Here is a 16400-nt window from a genome sequence, read left to right as displayed (position 1 = left end):
CATACCTCACTACCCGGCCCGACCCGCCGAATCGCCGGCATGATTTCGGCGGGTCGAGCCGGGTAGTGCCCCGACCGCGGCGGGTCGAGCCGGGAAGTCGACGTCGAACCGGCGGGTCGGTCCGGGAAGTCGCGCCGGCGCCGGCGGGTCGAGCCGTGTAGTGCCCCGATCCGGCGGGTCGGTCCGGGAAGTCGACAGCGAACCGGCTGGTCGGGCTGACGGGTGATTTTCAACCTCGGATCAACGGTTTCGGGCTGCGGTGGGGCGCCTGGTCAACCGCTTCGGGCAGCGGTAGGCGGTCAACGGTTGCGGCGGCGGCGGCGGCGGCCAAGACAACTGGCGACCGGGGCCGTTGAATCCCGCGGAAGGCAAATCGCCTGGGTCAGCGGTCAACTGGCGTCCCGCGGATTCGTCGTACCGACCGACACATCGGGGTTCTCCGCGCCGGATAGTCGATCGGCAGGCCGAAAGCCGGGAACAGGCCCGGATCGCCGAACACTGTGATCCGGACCAGCCCGTCCTCGGCCACGGTCAACACCGAGATGCCGTACGGCGTGTACCTGCCTTCGGCCGTACGCCGGTATGCGCCCGCCGCGGGTTGTCCGTTGGCCGAGGTCGGGACCATACGCCACTCGCCTGGTGAACCGAGTGCGTAGTGCTCCAGATACGGCAGGCAGGTCCGGAGCCCCGAGAACCAGGTGCGGGCCGGGGTGAACTCGAGCACCGTGTCGCTGCGCAGGAGCTTCTCGATGGCCGCGGCGTCGGAGTTCTCGAAGGCGGCGATGTACTGGTCCAGCAGCGCCTGCGCCCGAGCGTCGGACGGCTCGGTGATCTGTTCACTCACGGCATCCAGGTTGCTGAGGGTCGCTCGCGCTCGCTGCAGGCTGCTCTTCACCGCCGCGACACTGATCTCGAGCATCTGGGCAACAGCCGCAGCGGGGAAAGCAAGCACCTCACGCAGCACGAGCACGGCGCGCTGCTGCGGCGGCAGATACTGCAGGCTGACGATCAGCGCCAACCTGAGATTGTTGCGCTCAGCCACAGTCTCCGCCGGATCGGCCGCCGCGGACGGGAACGGCTGCACCCATGAGGTCTCGGCCGCCGCCAGCTCGACCGGCGCGTGCGCATTGTTGCCGGGAGCACCCAGCCCGGACGGCACATACCGCCGCTCCTTGTGTTGCAGTGCCGTCAGACAGGCATTGGTCGCAATCCGGTAGAGCCAGGTCCGCACGGCCGCCCGCCCCTCGAACCTGTCCCACCCCCGCCAGGCGCGCAGATAGACCTCCTGCACCAGATCCTCGGCATCGTGCAAAGACCCGACCATCCGATAACAGTGCGCCAACAACTCCCGGCGATACCCCTCGGTCGCCCCGACGAAATCCTCCGACATCACGCGCACCAGTCTGCCTCCTCCACTCGACACGACCCTCTCCAACAAACTGACCACCCCGGCACCCGAAAGGAACCGGTCGAGGCCAGCTCTCTCACCTCCGAGGCGCTCCGATACGCCGATACGCCCGTCACGTCCGGGGCCCGCTGGCGGGATATTCGGCCGATAGCGTCGAAAATGGGCGCCAGTGGGCGAAGAACCCGCCAGTCGGGCGTCCCGCGCCTGCCCCGCCACGCCCGAACCCGCGAGACTGGCCGACCCCGCCGACCCGCTGCACCCTCGCCGGGGCGCCCAGCTGGTATTGCGGATCAGGGAGGTCGTGAGCGGCGGTGCTGGGCGCGCGAGGTCAGGCGAGGGAGACCAGGTCTAGGTAGTCGTCGGTCCAGAGATCCTCTGTGGCGTCTGGTAGGACGAGGACTCGCTCTGGGTGGAGGGACTCGATGGCGCCTTCGTCGTGGGTGACCATGACCAGGGCGCCTGGGTAGTTGGTGACGGCTGCCAGGACCTCGTCTCGGGAGGCGGGGTCGAGGTTGTTGGTGGGCTCGTCGAGGAGGAGGACGTTCGCGCCCGAGTGGACCAGGCCGGCTAGGGCGAGGCGGGTTTTCTCGCCGCCGGACAGGACGCCGGCTGGTTTGTCGACGTCGTCGCCGCTGAACAGGAAGGAGCCGAGAACGTTGCGGACCTCCCCGTCGGTGAGGCCCGGCGCCACGGATGCCAGGTTCTGGCGAACCGTGCCGGCCAGGTCGAGCGTGTCGTGTTCCTGTGCGAAGTAGCCGAGCCGCAAGCCGTGGCCGTGGACGACTTGGCCGGCGTCGGGTTGTTCTCGTCCGGCCAGGATGCGTAGCAACGTCGTCTTGCCCGCGCCATTGAGTCCGAGGATCACCAGTCGGCTGCCGCGGTCGACGGCCAGGTCGACACCGTTGAGCACCTGCAGTCCGCCGTAAGCCTTTGTCAGACCGACCGCGCTCAGCGGAGTACGCCCGGAAGGCGCCGGTTCAGGCAGTCTGATCCGGGCCACCCGCGCTGCTCGGCGTACCGGCTCGAGGTCGGAAAGGAGCTTGTCGGCGCGGCGGGCCATGTTGCGGGCGGCGACGGCTGTGGTGGCTCCGGCGCGCATCTTGTCCGCCTGGGTGTGCAGGACTGCCGCCTTGCGTTCAGCCGTACTGCGTTCGCGGGCGCGGCGGCGTTCGTCCGTTTCCAGCTGGCTGAGGTACTTCTTCCAGCCGGTGTTGTGGAGGTCGATCGTCAACCGCTGCGGGTCCAGGTGGAACACCCGGTTGACGGTGGCGGCGAGCAGCTCGCGGTCGTGGCTGATCACCACCAGTCCGCCCGGGTAGCCGACCAGGAACGACCGCAGCCAGCCGACGGAATCGGCGTCGAGGTGGTTTGTCGGCTCATCGAGGAGCAAGGTGTCGTGCTCGGCGAACAGGATCCGCGCCAGCTCGACGCGGCGGCGCTGCCCGCCCGAGAGCTCACCGACCGGCTGGTCCAGGGCACGCGCTGGCAGGCCGACTCCGGCAGCGAGCCGGGCAGCCTCGGCCTCAGCCGCATAGCCTCCGCCCGCCTGGAAGTCAGCTTCCGCACGCGCATAGGCGGCCATGGCACGCTCCTGCGCTTCGCCGCTCGCAGAGCTCATTGCCGTCTCGGCTTTGCGCAGTCGCTGTACTGCGGCGTCCAGGCCGCGGGCGGACAGGATTCGAGCCGTGACGGTGATTGCGGGGTCGGCCGCCCGGGGGTCCTGGGGCAGGTAGCCGACGGATCCGGTGGCGGCGATCGAGCCGGCGGCAGGGCGGATTTCGCCTGCCAGGGCTCGCATCAGGGTGGTCTTGCCTGCGCCGTTGCGCCCGACCAGGCCGATGCGGTCGCCGCGGCTGACGTGGAAGGACAGGTCAGAAAGGAGAAGTTGGGCGCCGACGCGCAGGTCGACACCGCGAACGGTGATCATGATAGTTACGCTCCGTGATAGCTGGTGGACGCACTTCAGGTGTGGAAGCGGGTCCCGCAGCTAGACACAGAGGCAAGTAGCCATGACGCAAGGGTAGAACCGCACGACGGCAACCGTCAGCTGGTTTTCGCTGGGAGCTCGACGATGAAGCGGGCGCCGCCCTCGGGGCGGTCCTTGACCCTGATGGTGCCGTGGTGCCACTCGACGTGGCGGGCGACGATCGCCAGGCCGAGGCCGATCCCCCGGCGTTGCCCGTCCCCCCGGCCGAACCGCTCGAAGATCCGCTCGCGGTCGGCCTCCCGGACTCCCGGACCCGCGTCGTCGACATACACGATGACGCCGAGGCCGCCGGCCTTCACGCTGACGCCCATGCAGCCGCCGGCGTGGTGTTCGGCGTTGTCGACCAGGTTGGCGATCACGCGCTCCAGCCGGCGCTTGTCCGCCTGCAGGGTCAGACCCTCCGCATCGGGCGAGACCGTGGTGAGCTCCCGGCCGGCGGTGGCGTCGGCGGCCGCGCGGACCAGATCGCCGATCCGCACGATCTCGCGGCTGCCCTGATCGCCACCGTCGTCGCGGGAGATCTCCAGCAGGTCGATGACCAGGCGGCGGAACCGGTCGAGGTCGTCGCCGAGCAGTTCGACGGGTTCCCGGACCACCGGCGGCAGTTCGAGGCTGTGGTTCTGGATCAGCTGCATCGAGTTGAGCATGGTCATCAGCGGCGTCCGGAGCTCGTGGCTGATGTCACCCGCGAACCGGGCGTCCGCGATGACCCGCTGTTCCAGCGTCGCGGCCGTCTGGTTGAACGAACGGGCCAGACCGCCGAGATCGGGATCGTCCTCAGCTTGCAGCCGGGCGTCGAGCCGTCCGCGCGCGACGGCCGCGGCCACCTGGGTCAGCTCCGCTAGAGGCCGCAGGGCCAGGGTGCTGGCCAGTCGGCCAACAGCCAGACCGAGCAGCGCCGTGACAATCGCGGCGAGAATCAACGTGACCTTCAGCATCCCCAGCGTGCTGTCCAGGCTCGTCAACGGATGCCACTCGAAGAACGCCTCGCCGGGCCGGCTCAGCGGGACACCCACCGCCAGCACCTGCTGGCCGCCGACCGTGATCCGGCGATGCAGCTCGGTGCCGTTCTGGGCGGCGGTCACCATGTCCGCCGGGAGATCGCTCGGCTTACCGGTCGCGGAGTACCACTGCCCCTCGAAGAACACCAAGGAGGCAGCGGAGTCGGCCGACGGCAGCGCGTTGAGCAGGGCCATCACATCCGGATTCGAAACCGCGACAGCGGCCGTGCATTCGGTCCCTTCGCGCGGGCGGCAGGGTGGGGTCGCGCCGTAAAGCCCGTAGTGCAGGGCCGCAGCGTTGTCCGAGGTCTCCACCACCGCCGACGATTCCCGCTGCGAGGTGAGGTAGTCGGAGACCACGTTGAAGGTGACGAGCGCAAGCAGCACCGACAACCCGAGGGCGAGCAGGCCGTACGCCATCATCACCCGGTCGCGCAGGCCGAACCGCCGCCGCAAGGTCAGCTCACCAGTCGATAGCCGAGGCCGCGAGCGGTGACAAGGTACTTCGGGCCGGCCGGGTCACGCTCGATCTTCAGCCGTAGCCGGCGGATGTGCACGTCCACGATCCGGCTGTCACCGAAGTATCCGTAGCCCCAGACCCTCGACAGCAGGTGTTCCCGGCTGCACACCTTGCCCTCGAGGCTGGCCAGTTCGACCAGCAGCTTGAACTCGGTCCGCGTCAGCGGCAGCACCTCGCCGTCCCGCAGTACTTCGGCTGCCGCCACGTCGATCTCGAGGTCGCCGACCAGGAACCGGTCGGACTGCGGGCCGGTGGCAGGCTCGACCCGCCGGAGCAACGCCCTGATCCGGGCCGACAACTCCTTGGCGACCAGTGGTTTCGTTACGTAGTCGTCCGCTCCCGCTTCGAGACCGGCGACCACGTCGTGGCTGTCGGTCCGCGCTGTCACCATGATCACCGGCACGTCACTGGTACGACGGATCTCCCGGCAGACGGCGAATCCGTCCCGGTCCGGCAGCATCAGGTCCAGCAGCACGACGTCGGGTGGTTCGCGGCGCAAGGCGGACAACGCCTCCAGGCCGTTGGCCGCCTCTGCGACCAGGTAGCCCTCGTCTTCCAGGGCAAGGCGCAGCACCCGCCGGATCCGCGGCTCGTCGTCCACCAACAGCAAGCTGTGTGCCACATCCCCCAGTGTCGCTCGCCGGAGGGTGACAACGAGGTGACTTCTGTCATGAATTCGACATCTACGCCGTGGGAGCCCCATGACAACGTCTTGACGATTCGGTGACTCCCCCGTGTTCGCGCTCCGGACCGCCCTAGCTTCGGCCCTATCGCGTCTCCCGAGGAGGATCCCCCAATGGCCACAAGACGGCTCGCTACCGCAACCATAGTTGCAGCGATGGCTCTCACGCTGGCAGCGTGCAATACCACCGGAACCACGTCTGGCGGCACCAGCAGTAGTGCCGGCGCGGCTGTCACGGGCGGCACCCTGAACATGCTCGGGGCGGGCGACGTCGACTACATGGATCCGAATATCAGCTACTACTCGGTCGGCTACCTGAATCTGAGGATGTGGAGCCGCCAGCTGTTCACCTACCCGGCCCAGCCGGGCGGCAAGAACACCACTCCGGTCGCGGACCTGGCCACCCAGATCCCGACCATGGACAACGGCGGCGTCAGCGCCGACGGCAAGACCTTCACGATCCAGATCCGCTCGGGCGCCAAGTGGAACACCACCCCGGCCCGGCAGGTCACCGCGGCCGACATGGTCCTCGGCGTCAAACGCACCGCGAACCCGGTCCAGCCGTTCGGCGGCATCCCCGACTTCGCGAACCTCATCGTCGGGTACCAGGCGTTCCAGGCCGGCTTCGCCAAGGTCGCCAAGACCCCGGCCGCGATCCAGGCCTACATCGACAAGACGCCGCTGCCGGGTGTGGTCGCCAAGGACGCGACGACGGTGGTCTTCCACTTGACCAAGCCGGCCACCTACTTCGTCGACATGCTCACGCTGCCGGCCTTCTCGCCGGCGCCGGTCGAGGCATTGAAGTACCTGCCGGCCAGCACCGAGCTCGGCAACAACTTCCCCTCTGACGGCCCGTACAAGGTTGACTCCTGGGTGCCGACCAAGTCGATCACCTACTCCCGCAACCCAGCCTGGGACGCGTCCACCGACCAGGTCCGCAAGGCGTACGTGGACAAGATCGTGGTGAACGAGACGGTCAGCCAGGACTCCGTCCAGCAACAGCTTCAGACCGGCACGGCGAGCGCGGACATGGAGTTCGACGTCGCCCCGCCGCCGTCGCAGCTGCCCGCACTGATCGCCAAGAAGGATCCGAACCTGAGCCTGGGCGACACGGCGTCGAGCAACCCGTACGTCGTGTACAACACCGTCTCGCCGAACAACAACAAGGCGCTGGCCAACCCCCTGGTCCGCCAGGCGATCAGCTACGCCATCAACCGTGCCAACGTCCTGCAGGTCCTCGGTGGGCCGACGATCAACCCGCCGCTCACCCACGTCCTGCCCGATGTCATCACCGGCTCCAAGCAGATCGACCCGTATCCCAACAACGCCGACAAGGCCAAGCAGATGCTGGCCGCGGCCGGCTACCCGCACCTGACACTCAAGTTCCTGTACCGCAACGCCTCCGAAGGCAGCAGCAAGGCCTTCCAGACGATCCAGCAGGACCTGTCCAAGGCCGGGATCACCGTGGTCGGCGTACCGTCGCCCAACGCGGACTTCTACGTGAAGTACCTGCAGGTGCCGACCGTCGCCAAGCAAGGCGTCTGGGACCTGTCGCTGGCCGGGTGGGGTGCGGACTGGTACGGCAACGCCGCCTTGTCCTTCTTCAACCCGCTGTTCTCCGGCGAACCGTCGTTCCCGCCGATCGGCAGCAACTACGGTCTCTACAACGACCCGACAACGAACAGCCTGATCCAGCAGGCGATTGCGGCACCGACCACGGACCAGGCGGCGACGCTGTGGGCCCAGGCCGACGCGAGGGTGATGGAGCAGGCCGCGATCTTCCCGCTCACCAACCCGAAGCAGGCGAACTACCGCGCGTCCCAGGTCAACAACGCGGTCTACGTGCCTTCGATGCAGAACTTCGATCCCACGAACGTCTGGCTGGCCCAGGGCAAGCAGGGCTGATCACATGGCGCTGTTAGAAGTTCGGGACCTTCGGGTCTCGTTCGACACCCCGGACGGCATCGTCCGCGCCGTCCGGGGGCTGTCCTTCAACATCGAGCGAGGTCAGACGCTGGCGGTGGTAGGCGAGTCCGGTTCGGGCAAGAGCGTCGCCACCCAGACCATCACCGGTCTGACCCGCGGCGCTCAGGTCTCCGGTTCGGCGTACTTCGACGGCACGGACCTGATCACCGCGGACGCCGCGACGTTGCGGCGGCTGCGCGGGGCGGAGATCGGGATGATCTTCCAGGACCCGTTGTCCAGCCTGCATCCGCACTACCGGATCGGCTGGCAGATCGTGGAGATGATCCAGGCGCACGACCGGCAGATCTCCAAGCAGGCGGCGCGCCGCCGGGCCGCCGACCTGCTCACGCTGGTCGGCATCCCGCGGGCGTCCGAGCGGATCGACGACTACCCGCACCAGTTCTCCGGCGGGATGCGGCAGCGGGTGATGATCGCGATGGCGATGGCGCTGGATCCCGCGTTGCTGATCGCGGACGAGCCGACCACCGCGCTGGATGTCACGGTGCAGGCCCAGGTGCTGACCGTGATGCGCAACCTGCAGGAGGAGTTCGGCACCGCGATCATCCTGATCACCCACGATCTCGGCGTGGTCGCGGAGATGTCCGACGAGGTGATCGTGATGTACGCCGGCGCGGTGATGGAGCACGCTCCGCGCCGGGACATCTTCTACCGAAACCACCATCCCTACACCCAGGGCCTGCTGGCCTCACTGCCGTCCCAGAACGGCAAGCGGCTGACGCCGATCGCCGGTAGCCCGCCCAGCCTGATCAACCTGCCGGCCGGGTGCCCGTTCGCCGCTAGGTGTCCGCATGTGTTCGACCGTTGCCGGACGGAGACCCCGCCGCTGACGGACGTCTTCGAAGACCCGCGGCACCAATCGGCCTGCTGGCTGGACCACGACACCACTGAGGCGGTGGCCTGATGACTGAACCGTTGTTGAGGGTTCAGGACGTCCGCAAGGAGTTCCCGACCCATCGCAAGGAGGTCGTGCACGCGGTCGACGGCGTCTCCCTGGAGGTGAAGCGGGGTGAGACGCTCGGCCTGGTCGGCGAGACCGGCTGCGGCAAGTCGACCCTGGCCCGCTGCATGGCCCACCTGTACGACGTGACCTCGGGGGAGGTGTGGTTCGACGGGCGGGAACTGACCGGGTTGTCCCGAAGGGCGATGCGGCCGCTCCGCCGGGAGGTCCAGGTGATCTTCCAGGATCCGTACGGGTCGCTGAACCCGCGCCGGCGGGTGGGCTCGATCATCGGGGACCCGTTCGCCATCCACGGGATCGCGTCCGGCACCGAGCGGAAGAAGAAGGTCCAGGAGCTGATGGAGCTCGTCGGGCTGAACCCCGAGCACTACAACAGGTTCCCGGCCGAGTTCTCGGGTGGACAGCGGCAGCGGATCGGGGTCGCCCGGGCGCTGGCGCTGCGGCCGAAGCTGGTGATCTGCGACGAGCCGGTGTCTGCCCTGGACGTGTCGATCCAGGCGCAGATCATCAACCTGCTGGCCGATCTGCAGCAGGAGTTCGACCTGACGTACGTGTTCATCTCGCACGACCTGTCGGTGGTCCGGCATGTGAGCGACCGGATCGCGGTGATGTACCTGGGCAAGATCGTGGAGCTCGCACCGACGGAAGAGTTGTTCGAGCGGACGCGTCACCCGTACACGCGGGCCTTGCTCTCCGCCCTGCCGGTGAGTGATCCGGACACCGCCGACAGCCGGGAGCGGATCATCCTCACGGGTGACATCCCGTCCGCGACGAACCCGCCGAACGGCTGCCGGTTCCACACCAGGTGCCCGAAGGCCAAGGCCGAGTGCGCCGCGACCGAGCCGCTGTTGGAACCGGTCGGCGACGACCACCCGGACCACCAGGCCGCCTGCTTCTTCCCGTTGCAGCGCGGCGAGGACCTGTCGAAGGCAGTACCGGAGTTGAGGGCGTCATGACCGCCGCACTCGAGGTCCTGGAGGCTCTACCGGCGCGCGAGATCGAAGGCCGGAGCCCGTTCCGGCTGGCGCTGCGCCGGTTGCGGAAGGACCGCGTGGCGATGATCTCGCTCGCGGTGATCCTACTGATCGTGCTGATGGCGATCTTCGCGCCGGTGTTCGCGGCGATCACCGGGCACCCGCCGAACGAGCAGTACCGCGCCGTCGGGCTGACCCCGGACGGGTTGCCCCGCGGCCCCAACAGCACCTTCTGGCTCGGCACGGACGACCTCGGTCGCGACGTGTTGGTCCGGATCGCCTATGGAGCGAGGGTCTCCCTGCTGGTCGGCGTACTCGCCACCGCGATCACTGTTGCCGTCGGCATCGTTCTCGGGCTCGCCGCGGGATTCCTCGGTGGCCTTGTCGACACGATCCTGGCGCGGCTGATCGACGTGGTGCTGTCGGTGCCGTTCCTGCTGGTGGCGATCGCGCTGGTGTCTGTGACCGGGCCGAGTCTCACGATCACGGTGCTGGTGATCGGCTTCTTCAGCTGGGCGTCGGTGGCCCGGATCGTGCGAGGCCAGGTGCTGTCGCTGCGGGAGCGGGAGTTCGTCGAGGCCGCGCGCTCGCTCGGGGCCGGCGACACCCGGATCATGTTCGTCGACATCCTGCCGAACGTGCTGGCGCCGGTGATCGTCTACACCACCTTGCTGATCCCGGTCGTGATCGTCACCCAGGCGACGCTGTCGTTCCTGGGACTCGGCCTGGCGCCACCGACGGCCGACTGGGGCGGAATGATCAGCGAGTCGCAGAACTACTACACGACCGCGTGGTGGTTCATCCTGTTCCCCGGTCTCGCGCTGCTGACCACGACGCTGGCGTTCAACCTGTTCGGCGACGGCGTCCGGGACGCCTTCGATCCCCGGGCCGACCGACTGCGCTGAGGAGGCGTCTGATGGTTCTGTTCCTGATCCGCCGGATCGGTCACGGCATCCTGGTGCTCTGGCTGATCACGATGGCTGTGTTCGCCCTGTTCTTCGTGGCCCCCAGCAATGTCGCCCAGACGCTCGCCGGACGCCAGGCGACCCCAGAGACGATCGCCATGATCAAGGAGCGGCTCGGGCTCAACCTGCCGGTGTGGAAGCAGTACCTGCACTTCATCGAGAACGCGTTGCAAGGCAACCTGGGTTACGACTACTACCACCAGGTCGCGGTGACGACGATCATCGGGCAGGCGTTGCCGATCACGCTGTCACTGGCGCTCGGGGCGTCCGTGATCTGGCTGCTGCTCGGAGTGTTCAACGGGGTGATCTCCGCGGTGCATCCGCGCTCGCTGGCCGATCGCGGACTCACCTTGTTCTCGTTGTTCTTCTACTCGTTCCCGTCGTTCCTGCTCGGCCTGCTGTTGCTGTACTTCCTGTACTTCCGGCTCACGCTTGCCGGGTTCACGTGGTTCCCAGCAGGCGGCTACGTCGGCATCACCCAGGGCCTGGGGGCTTGGGTGCAGCACCTGGTGTTGCCGTGGATCGCGCTCGCTTTGTTGCTGGCCGCGACGTACACGAGATTGACGCGCGGTTCGATGCTGGACGTGCTCGGTGAGGACTACATCCGTACTGCGCGGTCGAAGGGCATCCGGGAGAGCCGCGTGATCGTGCGCCACGGGCTGCGCAGCGCACTGACCCCGGTGGTCACGCAGTTCGGGATCGACCTCGGCCAGCTGATCGGTGGCGTGGTCGTCATCGAGACGGTGTTCAGCCTGCCAGGACTCGGTCAGACCGCGGTGGTCGCGATCAACCAGCAGGATCTCCCGGTGATCATCGGGATCGTCCTGTTCGCCTCCGCCGCAGTCGTCGTCTCGAACATCCTGGTCGACATCCTGTACGCCGTCCTGGACCCACGCGTGCGGCTGCACTGACCAGCAGGTCCACCGGCGGGAGGGGGATCGGTGGATCGGCTCCAGCGGCGGAGCGGCTAGCAATGGCACCGGCTGCTCCGCCGCGCTCCCCTCTTTGGCCCCTCCCAGCAGCAAGAATCATCGTTGGGGCCACCGTGGCTCCACCGAGGAGGGCCGCGTGGTGAGGATCGCTGTGTACGGAGCCGGCGGCATCGGCTGTTACGTCGGTGGAAGACTCGCAGCGACTGGCACGGACGTGGTGTTCATCGGCCGGCAGCGGTTGGCGGACGAGCTCGCCGAGCACGGTCTGCAGCTCACCGACTATCTCGGCGCGGATCTCCTGGTGCGGCCGGTCCGCTACGAAACAGCTCCGGCGGCAGCCGCTGACGCGGATCTGGTGCTGGTAACCGTGAAGTCGGCGGCCACCGAGGCCGCTGCCGACGAACTGGCCGACCTGCTGAAGCCGGGCGCGATCGTGGTCAGCTTCCAGAACGGCCTCCGCAACGGCGACATCCTCCGCGATCGTCTGAAGGACCGGATCGTGCTGTCCGGCATGGTCCCCTTCAACGTGCTGAACCGCGGTGGCGGCTCCTTCCACCAGGGCACAGCGGGCGGCCTTGATATTGAGGAGCACCCAGCGCTCGCTGACTACGTTGACGCCTTCGCACGGGCCGGACTGCCGCTGACCCGGCACGCGGACATCCTCCCGGTGCAATGGGCCAAGCTGTTGCTGAACCTGAACAACCCGGTCAACGCGCTGTCCGATCTTCCGCTGCGCGATGAGCTCTCCCAGCGGGACTACCGGCGCTGCCTGGCCGTCGCCCAGGCGGAGACCCTCGCGCTCCTCAAAGCCGGAGGCATCAAGCCCGCTCGGCTCATGGTGATCCCGCCGCAACACCTGCCAGCCATGTTGCGGCTGCCGGACTTCCTCTACAAACGGCTCGCGAACAAGACCCTGGCGATCGACCCGCTCGCCCGGACCTCGATGTGGGAAGACCTCCGGGCGGGCCGGAGTACGGAGGTGGACTTCATCAACGGCGAGGTGGTCCGGCTGGCGGAGTCCCTCGGCCGTACGGCGCCCGTCAACGCCAAGCTGATCGACCTCATCCGCGCAGCCGAGTCCGGCCCCAGGGAGGGCTGGACGGGATCGGCCTTGCTCAGCGAGCTGACGAAAACGGCGAGCGGACGCTGATGCTTGTCTAGTCGACGGCCATTCGGGCGGCGGGCGGCAGCAAGCCCGCCTCGGCAAGCGGCCACTCGGAGGGTACAGGCCCGAGGAGCTCGAGTTCGTTCAGTTGCAGCACGCACCACGGCGACAGCTCGGCCCGAGCGTCGGGGTCCCCCAGCTCAGCCCAGTCCACCCACCTGTACTCCGCGACCTCGGCCGGGTCCGGCGTGGGTTCACCGGTGCACCGGACCCGATACACCGGGCAGAGCTCGTTCTCGACGACTCCGTCCGGCATCTCCGCGCGATACCGGAACTCGGGCAGCACCAACCCGACCTCGGTCGCGGTGAGCCCGAGCTCGTCGGTCAGCCGGCGGCGGACGGCATCCTCGGGCGCCTCCCCCGGAAGCGGATGCCCACAGCAACTATTGGTCCAGACGCCGGGCCAGGTTCGCTTGGTCAAGGCCCGCCGGGTCAGCAGCAGCCGGTCGTGGAAGTCGAAGACATAGCTGGAGAAGGCGAGGTGCAGCGGGGTCGAGGCGTGGTGGACCGTCGCCTTGTCCTGGCTCCCGATCGCCCGGCCTGCCTCGTCCAGCAGGACCACCTTCTCCGTCATCACCCGACCGAGCGTAATCGCTTCGAGAACCGGCCGCCGAAACTGCTAGCCTGACCGGGTGATCAAGCGACTCGCGCAGTATCGACCGGCTCTGGGAGGAGCCGGCGTTCGGTAGTACCCACAGTCGCTCCACACCCAGAGCCTCCGAGGCAGGAACCAGTCCGGTTCCTGCCTCTTTCCGTTGCCGGAGGCGCTACTGCCGGGGTGCCTCCTGACCTTCTCGAGGAGATCCCCATGACAGACGTAACCGCCGTGGTCGAGCGACTACGGCGTACGACAGACGGCATCGTCGGCGAGGCCGACCTGATCGAGCGGCTGGGATCGGGCCGGCCGCTGCGGATCAAGTTCGGCGTGGACTGCACGGCGCCCGACCTGCATCTCGGCCACGCGGTGAATCTGTGGATGATGCGGCACCTGCAGGATCTCGGGCACAAGGTGGTCTTCCTGCTCGGCGACCTGACCACCCGAATCGGTGATCCCACCGGTCGGTCCGAGACCCGGCCGGTGCTGACGCCGGCCGAGATCGAAGCGAACGCGGCGGCCTTCCTGACCCAGCTTTCGCTCGTGCTGCGAACCGACCCAGAGGTCTTCGAGGTACGACGGAACTCCGAGTGGTACGGCTCGATGGACACGGCGACTCTGCTCGGGTTGTTCAGTCAAGTCACCCACGGGCAACTGATGGCTCGGGACATGTTCCGCACCCGGATCGCCGAAGGACGGGAGATCGCGCTGCACGAGCTGATCTACCCGGTGCTGCAGGGCTACGACAGCTTCGCGATGAGCAGCGATCTCACGATCGTGGGCACCGACCAGTTGTTCAACGAACAGCTGGGACGGCATTTCCAGCAACGGCTCGGGTCGTCGCCGCAGGTTGTCATCACCAGCACGATCACACCCGGGCTCGACGGTGGGCCGAAGCAGTCGAAGTCGCTGAACAACTACGTCGCGCTGACCGACACCCCGCGGGACAAGTTCGGCAAGCTGATGAGCCTGCCCGATTCGCTCGTGGAGACGTACGCCCGCGTTTACACCGAACTCCCGCTCGGCATCGTCGCCGCCCTTGGTGAGGCGGCGATCCAAGGCGGTCCGCCGGCCCGGGACGCCAAGCTCCGGCTGGCGTCGGCCGTGGTCACCCGGTACCACGGCGCCGGCGCAGCGCGGACGCAACTGGATGCCTTCACCGCCACCTTCAGCAAGCGCGAGGCCCCCACCGACATCCCTGAGGTCACCTTCGACGCTCCTTCGGCAACCGTCCTCGAACTCCTTCAGGCGGCCCGTCCGGACGAGAGCAATTCCGGGCTCCGCCGGCTGATCAGCCAGGGTGCGGTGCTTGTGGGCGGCGCGAAGAAGACGGACCCCGAGGAGAAGCTCGAACTCATCGACGGGACTATTCTCCGCTCCGGCCGACGCACCTGGCACCGGATCAGAACCACCGGCTGAGCCGAAATGGGGGCCCGCGGGCTGGCCGAGGCGTTCTGAGCGCCTCGTCGCGGGCCGGCGGGTCGAGTGGGTCGAGCAGCCAGCCGAGGGCGCCGAGGGCGAATCGCTCGGCCGTCTCGACGTCCGGCCCGAAGGACATGAGTTCCTCGATGCTCTCGAACTCGGGCTCGGCGAATCCGGCCTCGACCAGCATCCGGCGCACGGCTGAGTTCGGCCCGGCCGGCCCGCTCAACCGCGCGGCCACTACAGCCGAGGTGGCGGCCGGCATCGTCTTCCTCGCCCGCCTACGAGAGACTGCTGCCGACATCAGAAGGAGACCACATGGTCGGCATTCAAGCGCAGCTTTCAGTACGGCGGGGGCGGGCGGCGGTGGAGTTCTACCAGGCCGCGTTCGGGGCTGAGGAGATCTATCGCGTCGGCGGGACCGATGAAGAGCCGTCGGTGGTATCTCAGCTGGCTGTCGGGGAGGCGACCTTCTGGGTGGCCGACGAATCACCGCCGCACGGCAACTTCAGTCCCGAGTCGGTCGGCGGGAGCACGACCAGGCTGCTGCTGATCGTGGACGACCCGGACGCCGTCCTGCGGCAGGCGGTGAGGGTCGGAGCGACCGAGATACGTCCGGTAGCCGAGGAACACGGGTGGCTGCTGGGGCGGATCGAGGATCCCTTCGGCCATCACTGGGAGATCGGCAAGCCTCTCGGCGACTGGCCGCCGCACTGATCAGCCGTCGACGCAAACTAAGGGTCAGCTTCCTACCGAGGGCACCGGAGGACGGGGTAGCGTCGTCGAGGGGTACGTGAGGAGGTCGCACGGTGAACCAGTTGCTTCACCGGGTACGGATGTTCTGGCTGTCCCGGAGCCCCCGAACGAGGGCTCTGGCGGTGCTCGCGCCGTTCATCGCGGAGTACCAGGCGATGACCGGCGTAGATCTCACGGACCGCGTTGTCGGGGACAGCGTGCTCCGGTGCTCGCGCCGTTCATCGCGGAGTACCAGGCGATGACCGGCGTAGATCTCACGGACCGCGTTGTCGGGGACAGCGTGCTGCTCAGCCTGGCCGCGATGTACATCTCCCTGCCCCGGGCTGCCGAGCAGAGCGCCGAAGCGTGGATGCGCGACTGCCGGATCGCCGTGGACCGGGCGTCGAACCGGAGCTGGCAGCTCAACCAGCACGCCAACGACCTGCTCCCCGAGGTCTCCGCTGCGATCCGCCATCGGCTCCGCTACCTGGACACCCATACACCCTGAGACTGCGGCTGCCTACGCAGCGCCCTTAGGACTGCGGGCTCAGAGCGGCGACGTACTCCGTGCCGGTGCAGGTGGTGCCGAAGCGCGGGAAGACGTACGAGACGGCGAAGTCGTGCGCCCGTCCGTCCAGGCCGGTCATCGCGTCGGTGACGTAGATCGTCTTGTAACCGTGGTCATCGGCCGCCCGGCCGGTCGACTCGACGCCGAAGTTCGTGGCGATGCCGCCGAGGACGACGGTGTCGATGTCCCGGGCTCGCAGGACGTCGTCGAGGCCGGTCCGGTAGAACGCCCCGACCGTGCGCTTGACCAACTGCAGGTCACCGGGCTGCGGGTCGAGCTCCGGCGCGAACTCGCTGCCGTTGGGCTGGACCCCCACACCGGGGCGTTCGACCCGGACATTGACGACCAGTCCCCCGACCGACCGCGTCGCCTGGGCCAGCGCGATGCACCGGTCCAGCACGTCCCGGCCGGACAGCGGCGCGGTGTCCAGCGCGATGATCCGCGGCATCAGATCGATCAGCACCAGTGCTGTACGACGAGGTTCCAGTGCGAGTGTGCTCAC

Annotated in this window: 16 protein-coding genes; 9 read left to right on the top strand and 7 right to left on the bottom strand. The window is 67.9% G+C overall.

Translation table 11 applies throughout. The annotated features are described in order from the left end of the window. Positions 1 to 382: 382 nt before the first annotated feature. The 4 genes from ABD210_RS04690 to ABD210_RS04675 all read right to left on the bottom strand — a co-directional run bounded on the left by ABD210_RS04690 (position 383) and on the right by ABD210_RS04675 (position 5538). A complete protein-coding gene (locus ABD210_RS04690; RefSeq protein ID WP_344109900.1) occupies positions 383 to 1390 on the bottom strand; it encodes an RNA polymerase subunit sigma-70 in 1008 nt (335 codons plus the stop codon). Between the two features lie 346 nt (positions 1391 to 1736). After that, complete coding sequence (locus ABD210_RS04685; RefSeq protein WP_344109125.1) at positions 1737 to 3335, bottom strand: ABC-F family ATP-binding cassette domain-containing protein; 1599 nt, start codon at positions 3333 to 3335, stop codon at positions 1737 to 1739. A 116-nt stretch (positions 3336 to 3451) separates the two neighbouring features. Then, on the bottom strand, positions 3452 to 4852 hold the full coding sequence (locus tag ABD210_RS04680) for a HAMP domain-containing sensor histidine kinase (RefSeq protein WP_344109123.1): 1401 nt from the start codon (positions 4850 to 4852) through the stop codon (positions 3452 to 3454). A 2-nt stretch (positions 4853 to 4854) separates the two neighbouring features. Continuing rightward, positions 4855 to 5538, bottom strand: coding sequence for a response regulator (locus ABD210_RS04675; RefSeq protein ID WP_344109121.1), 684 nt, complete (start codon positions 5536 to 5538; stop codon positions 4855 to 4857). A 216-nt stretch (positions 5539 to 5754) separates the two neighbouring features. On the opposite strand from ABD210_RS04675, the gene ABD210_RS04670 reads away from it, so the two are divergent. The 6 genes from ABD210_RS04670 to ABD210_RS04645 all read left to right on the top strand — a co-directional run bounded on the left by ABD210_RS04670 (position 5755) and on the right by ABD210_RS04645 (position 12563). Beyond that, positions 5755 to 7503, top strand: a complete 1749-nt coding sequence (locus tag ABD210_RS04670; protein WP_344109119.1) for an ABC transporter substrate-binding protein — start codon at positions 5755 to 5757, stop codon at positions 7501 to 7503. Between the two features lie 4 nt (positions 7504 to 7507). Continuing rightward, a complete protein-coding gene (locus tag ABD210_RS04665; RefSeq protein ID WP_344109117.1) occupies positions 7508 to 8485 on the top strand; it encodes an ABC transporter ATP-binding protein in 978 nt (325 codons plus the stop codon). Further along, the gene (locus tag ABD210_RS04660; RefSeq protein WP_344109114.1) at positions 8485 to 9498 is read left to right on the top strand and encodes an ABC transporter ATP-binding protein; all 1014 of its coding nucleotides are present in this window, start codon (positions 8485 to 8487) and stop codon (positions 9496 to 9498) included. Before ABD210_RS04665 ends, ABD210_RS04660 begins: the two co-directional genes overlap by 1 nt. Further along, positions 9495 to 10421, top strand: coding sequence for an ABC transporter permease (locus ABD210_RS04655; protein ID WP_344109112.1), 927 nt, complete (start codon positions 9495 to 9497; stop codon positions 10419 to 10421). The genes ABD210_RS04660 and ABD210_RS04655 overlap by 4 nt, the downstream gene beginning before the upstream one ends. Positions 10422 to 10432: 11 nt before the next feature. After that, positions 10433 to 11392 (top strand): ABC transporter permease, encoded by a 960-nt coding sequence (locus ABD210_RS04650; RefSeq protein ID WP_344109110.1) that lies wholly within the window; start codon positions 10433 to 10435, stop codon positions 11390 to 11392. A 157-nt stretch (positions 11393 to 11549) separates the two neighbouring features. Then, the gene (locus tag ABD210_RS04645; protein ID WP_344109108.1) at positions 11550 to 12563 is read left to right on the top strand and encodes a 2-dehydropantoate 2-reductase; all 1014 of its coding nucleotides are present in this window, start codon (positions 11550 to 11552) and stop codon (positions 12561 to 12563) included. Between the two features lie 7 nt (positions 12564 to 12570). Here the strand turns inward: ABD210_RS04645 and idi are convergent, their stop codons facing one another. Next, on the bottom strand, positions 12571 to 13152 hold the full coding sequence (idi, locus tag ABD210_RS04640; protein WP_344109899.1) for an isopentenyl-diphosphate Delta-isomerase: 582 nt from the start codon (positions 13150 to 13152) through the stop codon (positions 12571 to 12573). A 234-nt stretch (positions 13153 to 13386) separates the two neighbouring features. On the opposite strand from idi, the gene tyrS reads away from it, so the two are divergent. Further along, positions 13387 to 14592, top strand: a complete 1206-nt coding sequence (tyrS, locus tag ABD210_RS04635) for a tyrosine--tRNA ligase (RefSeq protein ID WP_344109106.1) — start codon at positions 13387 to 13389, stop codon at positions 14590 to 14592. Here the strand turns inward: tyrS and ABD210_RS04630 are convergent. Further along, positions 14576 to 14899 carry a hypothetical protein gene (locus ABD210_RS04630; protein ID WP_344109104.1) on the bottom strand — a complete coding sequence of 108 codons (324 nt, stop codon included), beginning with the start codon at positions 14897 to 14899 and terminating at the stop codon, positions 14576 to 14578. The two genes, tyrS and ABD210_RS04630, sit on opposite strands and share 17 nt — an antisense overlap. A 14-nt stretch (positions 14900 to 14913) precedes the next feature. Here ABD210_RS04630 and ABD210_RS04625 point away from each other — a divergent pair, with 14 nt between their 5' ends. After that, the gene (locus tag ABD210_RS04625) at positions 14914 to 15312 is read left to right on the top strand and encodes a VOC family protein (protein ID WP_344109102.1); all 399 of its coding nucleotides are present in this window, start codon (positions 14914 to 14916) and stop codon (positions 15310 to 15312) included. A gap of 244 nt (positions 15313 to 15556) precedes the next feature. Beyond that, positions 15557 to 15838: a hypothetical protein gene (locus tag ABD210_RS04620; protein ID WP_344109099.1), complete on the top strand. Its 282-nt coding sequence runs from the start codon at positions 15557 to 15559 to the stop codon at positions 15836 to 15838. A 25-nt stretch (positions 15839 to 15863) separates the two neighbouring features. Here ABD210_RS04620 and ABD210_RS04615 read toward each other — a convergent pair whose 3' ends face one another. Continuing rightward, entirely contained in the window at positions 15864 to 16400 is a 537-nt protein-coding gene (locus ABD210_RS04615) for an isochorismatase family protein (RefSeq protein ID WP_344109096.1), read from the bottom strand.

The organism is Kribbella alba (assembly GCF_039529635.1).
GTDB lineage: Bacteria > Actinomycetota > Actinomycetes > Propionibacteriales > Kribbellaceae > Kribbella > Kribbella alba.
The sequence above is the reverse complement of the archived record's forward strand: the minus strand, read 5'-3'. Positions and strand labels throughout refer to the sequence as shown.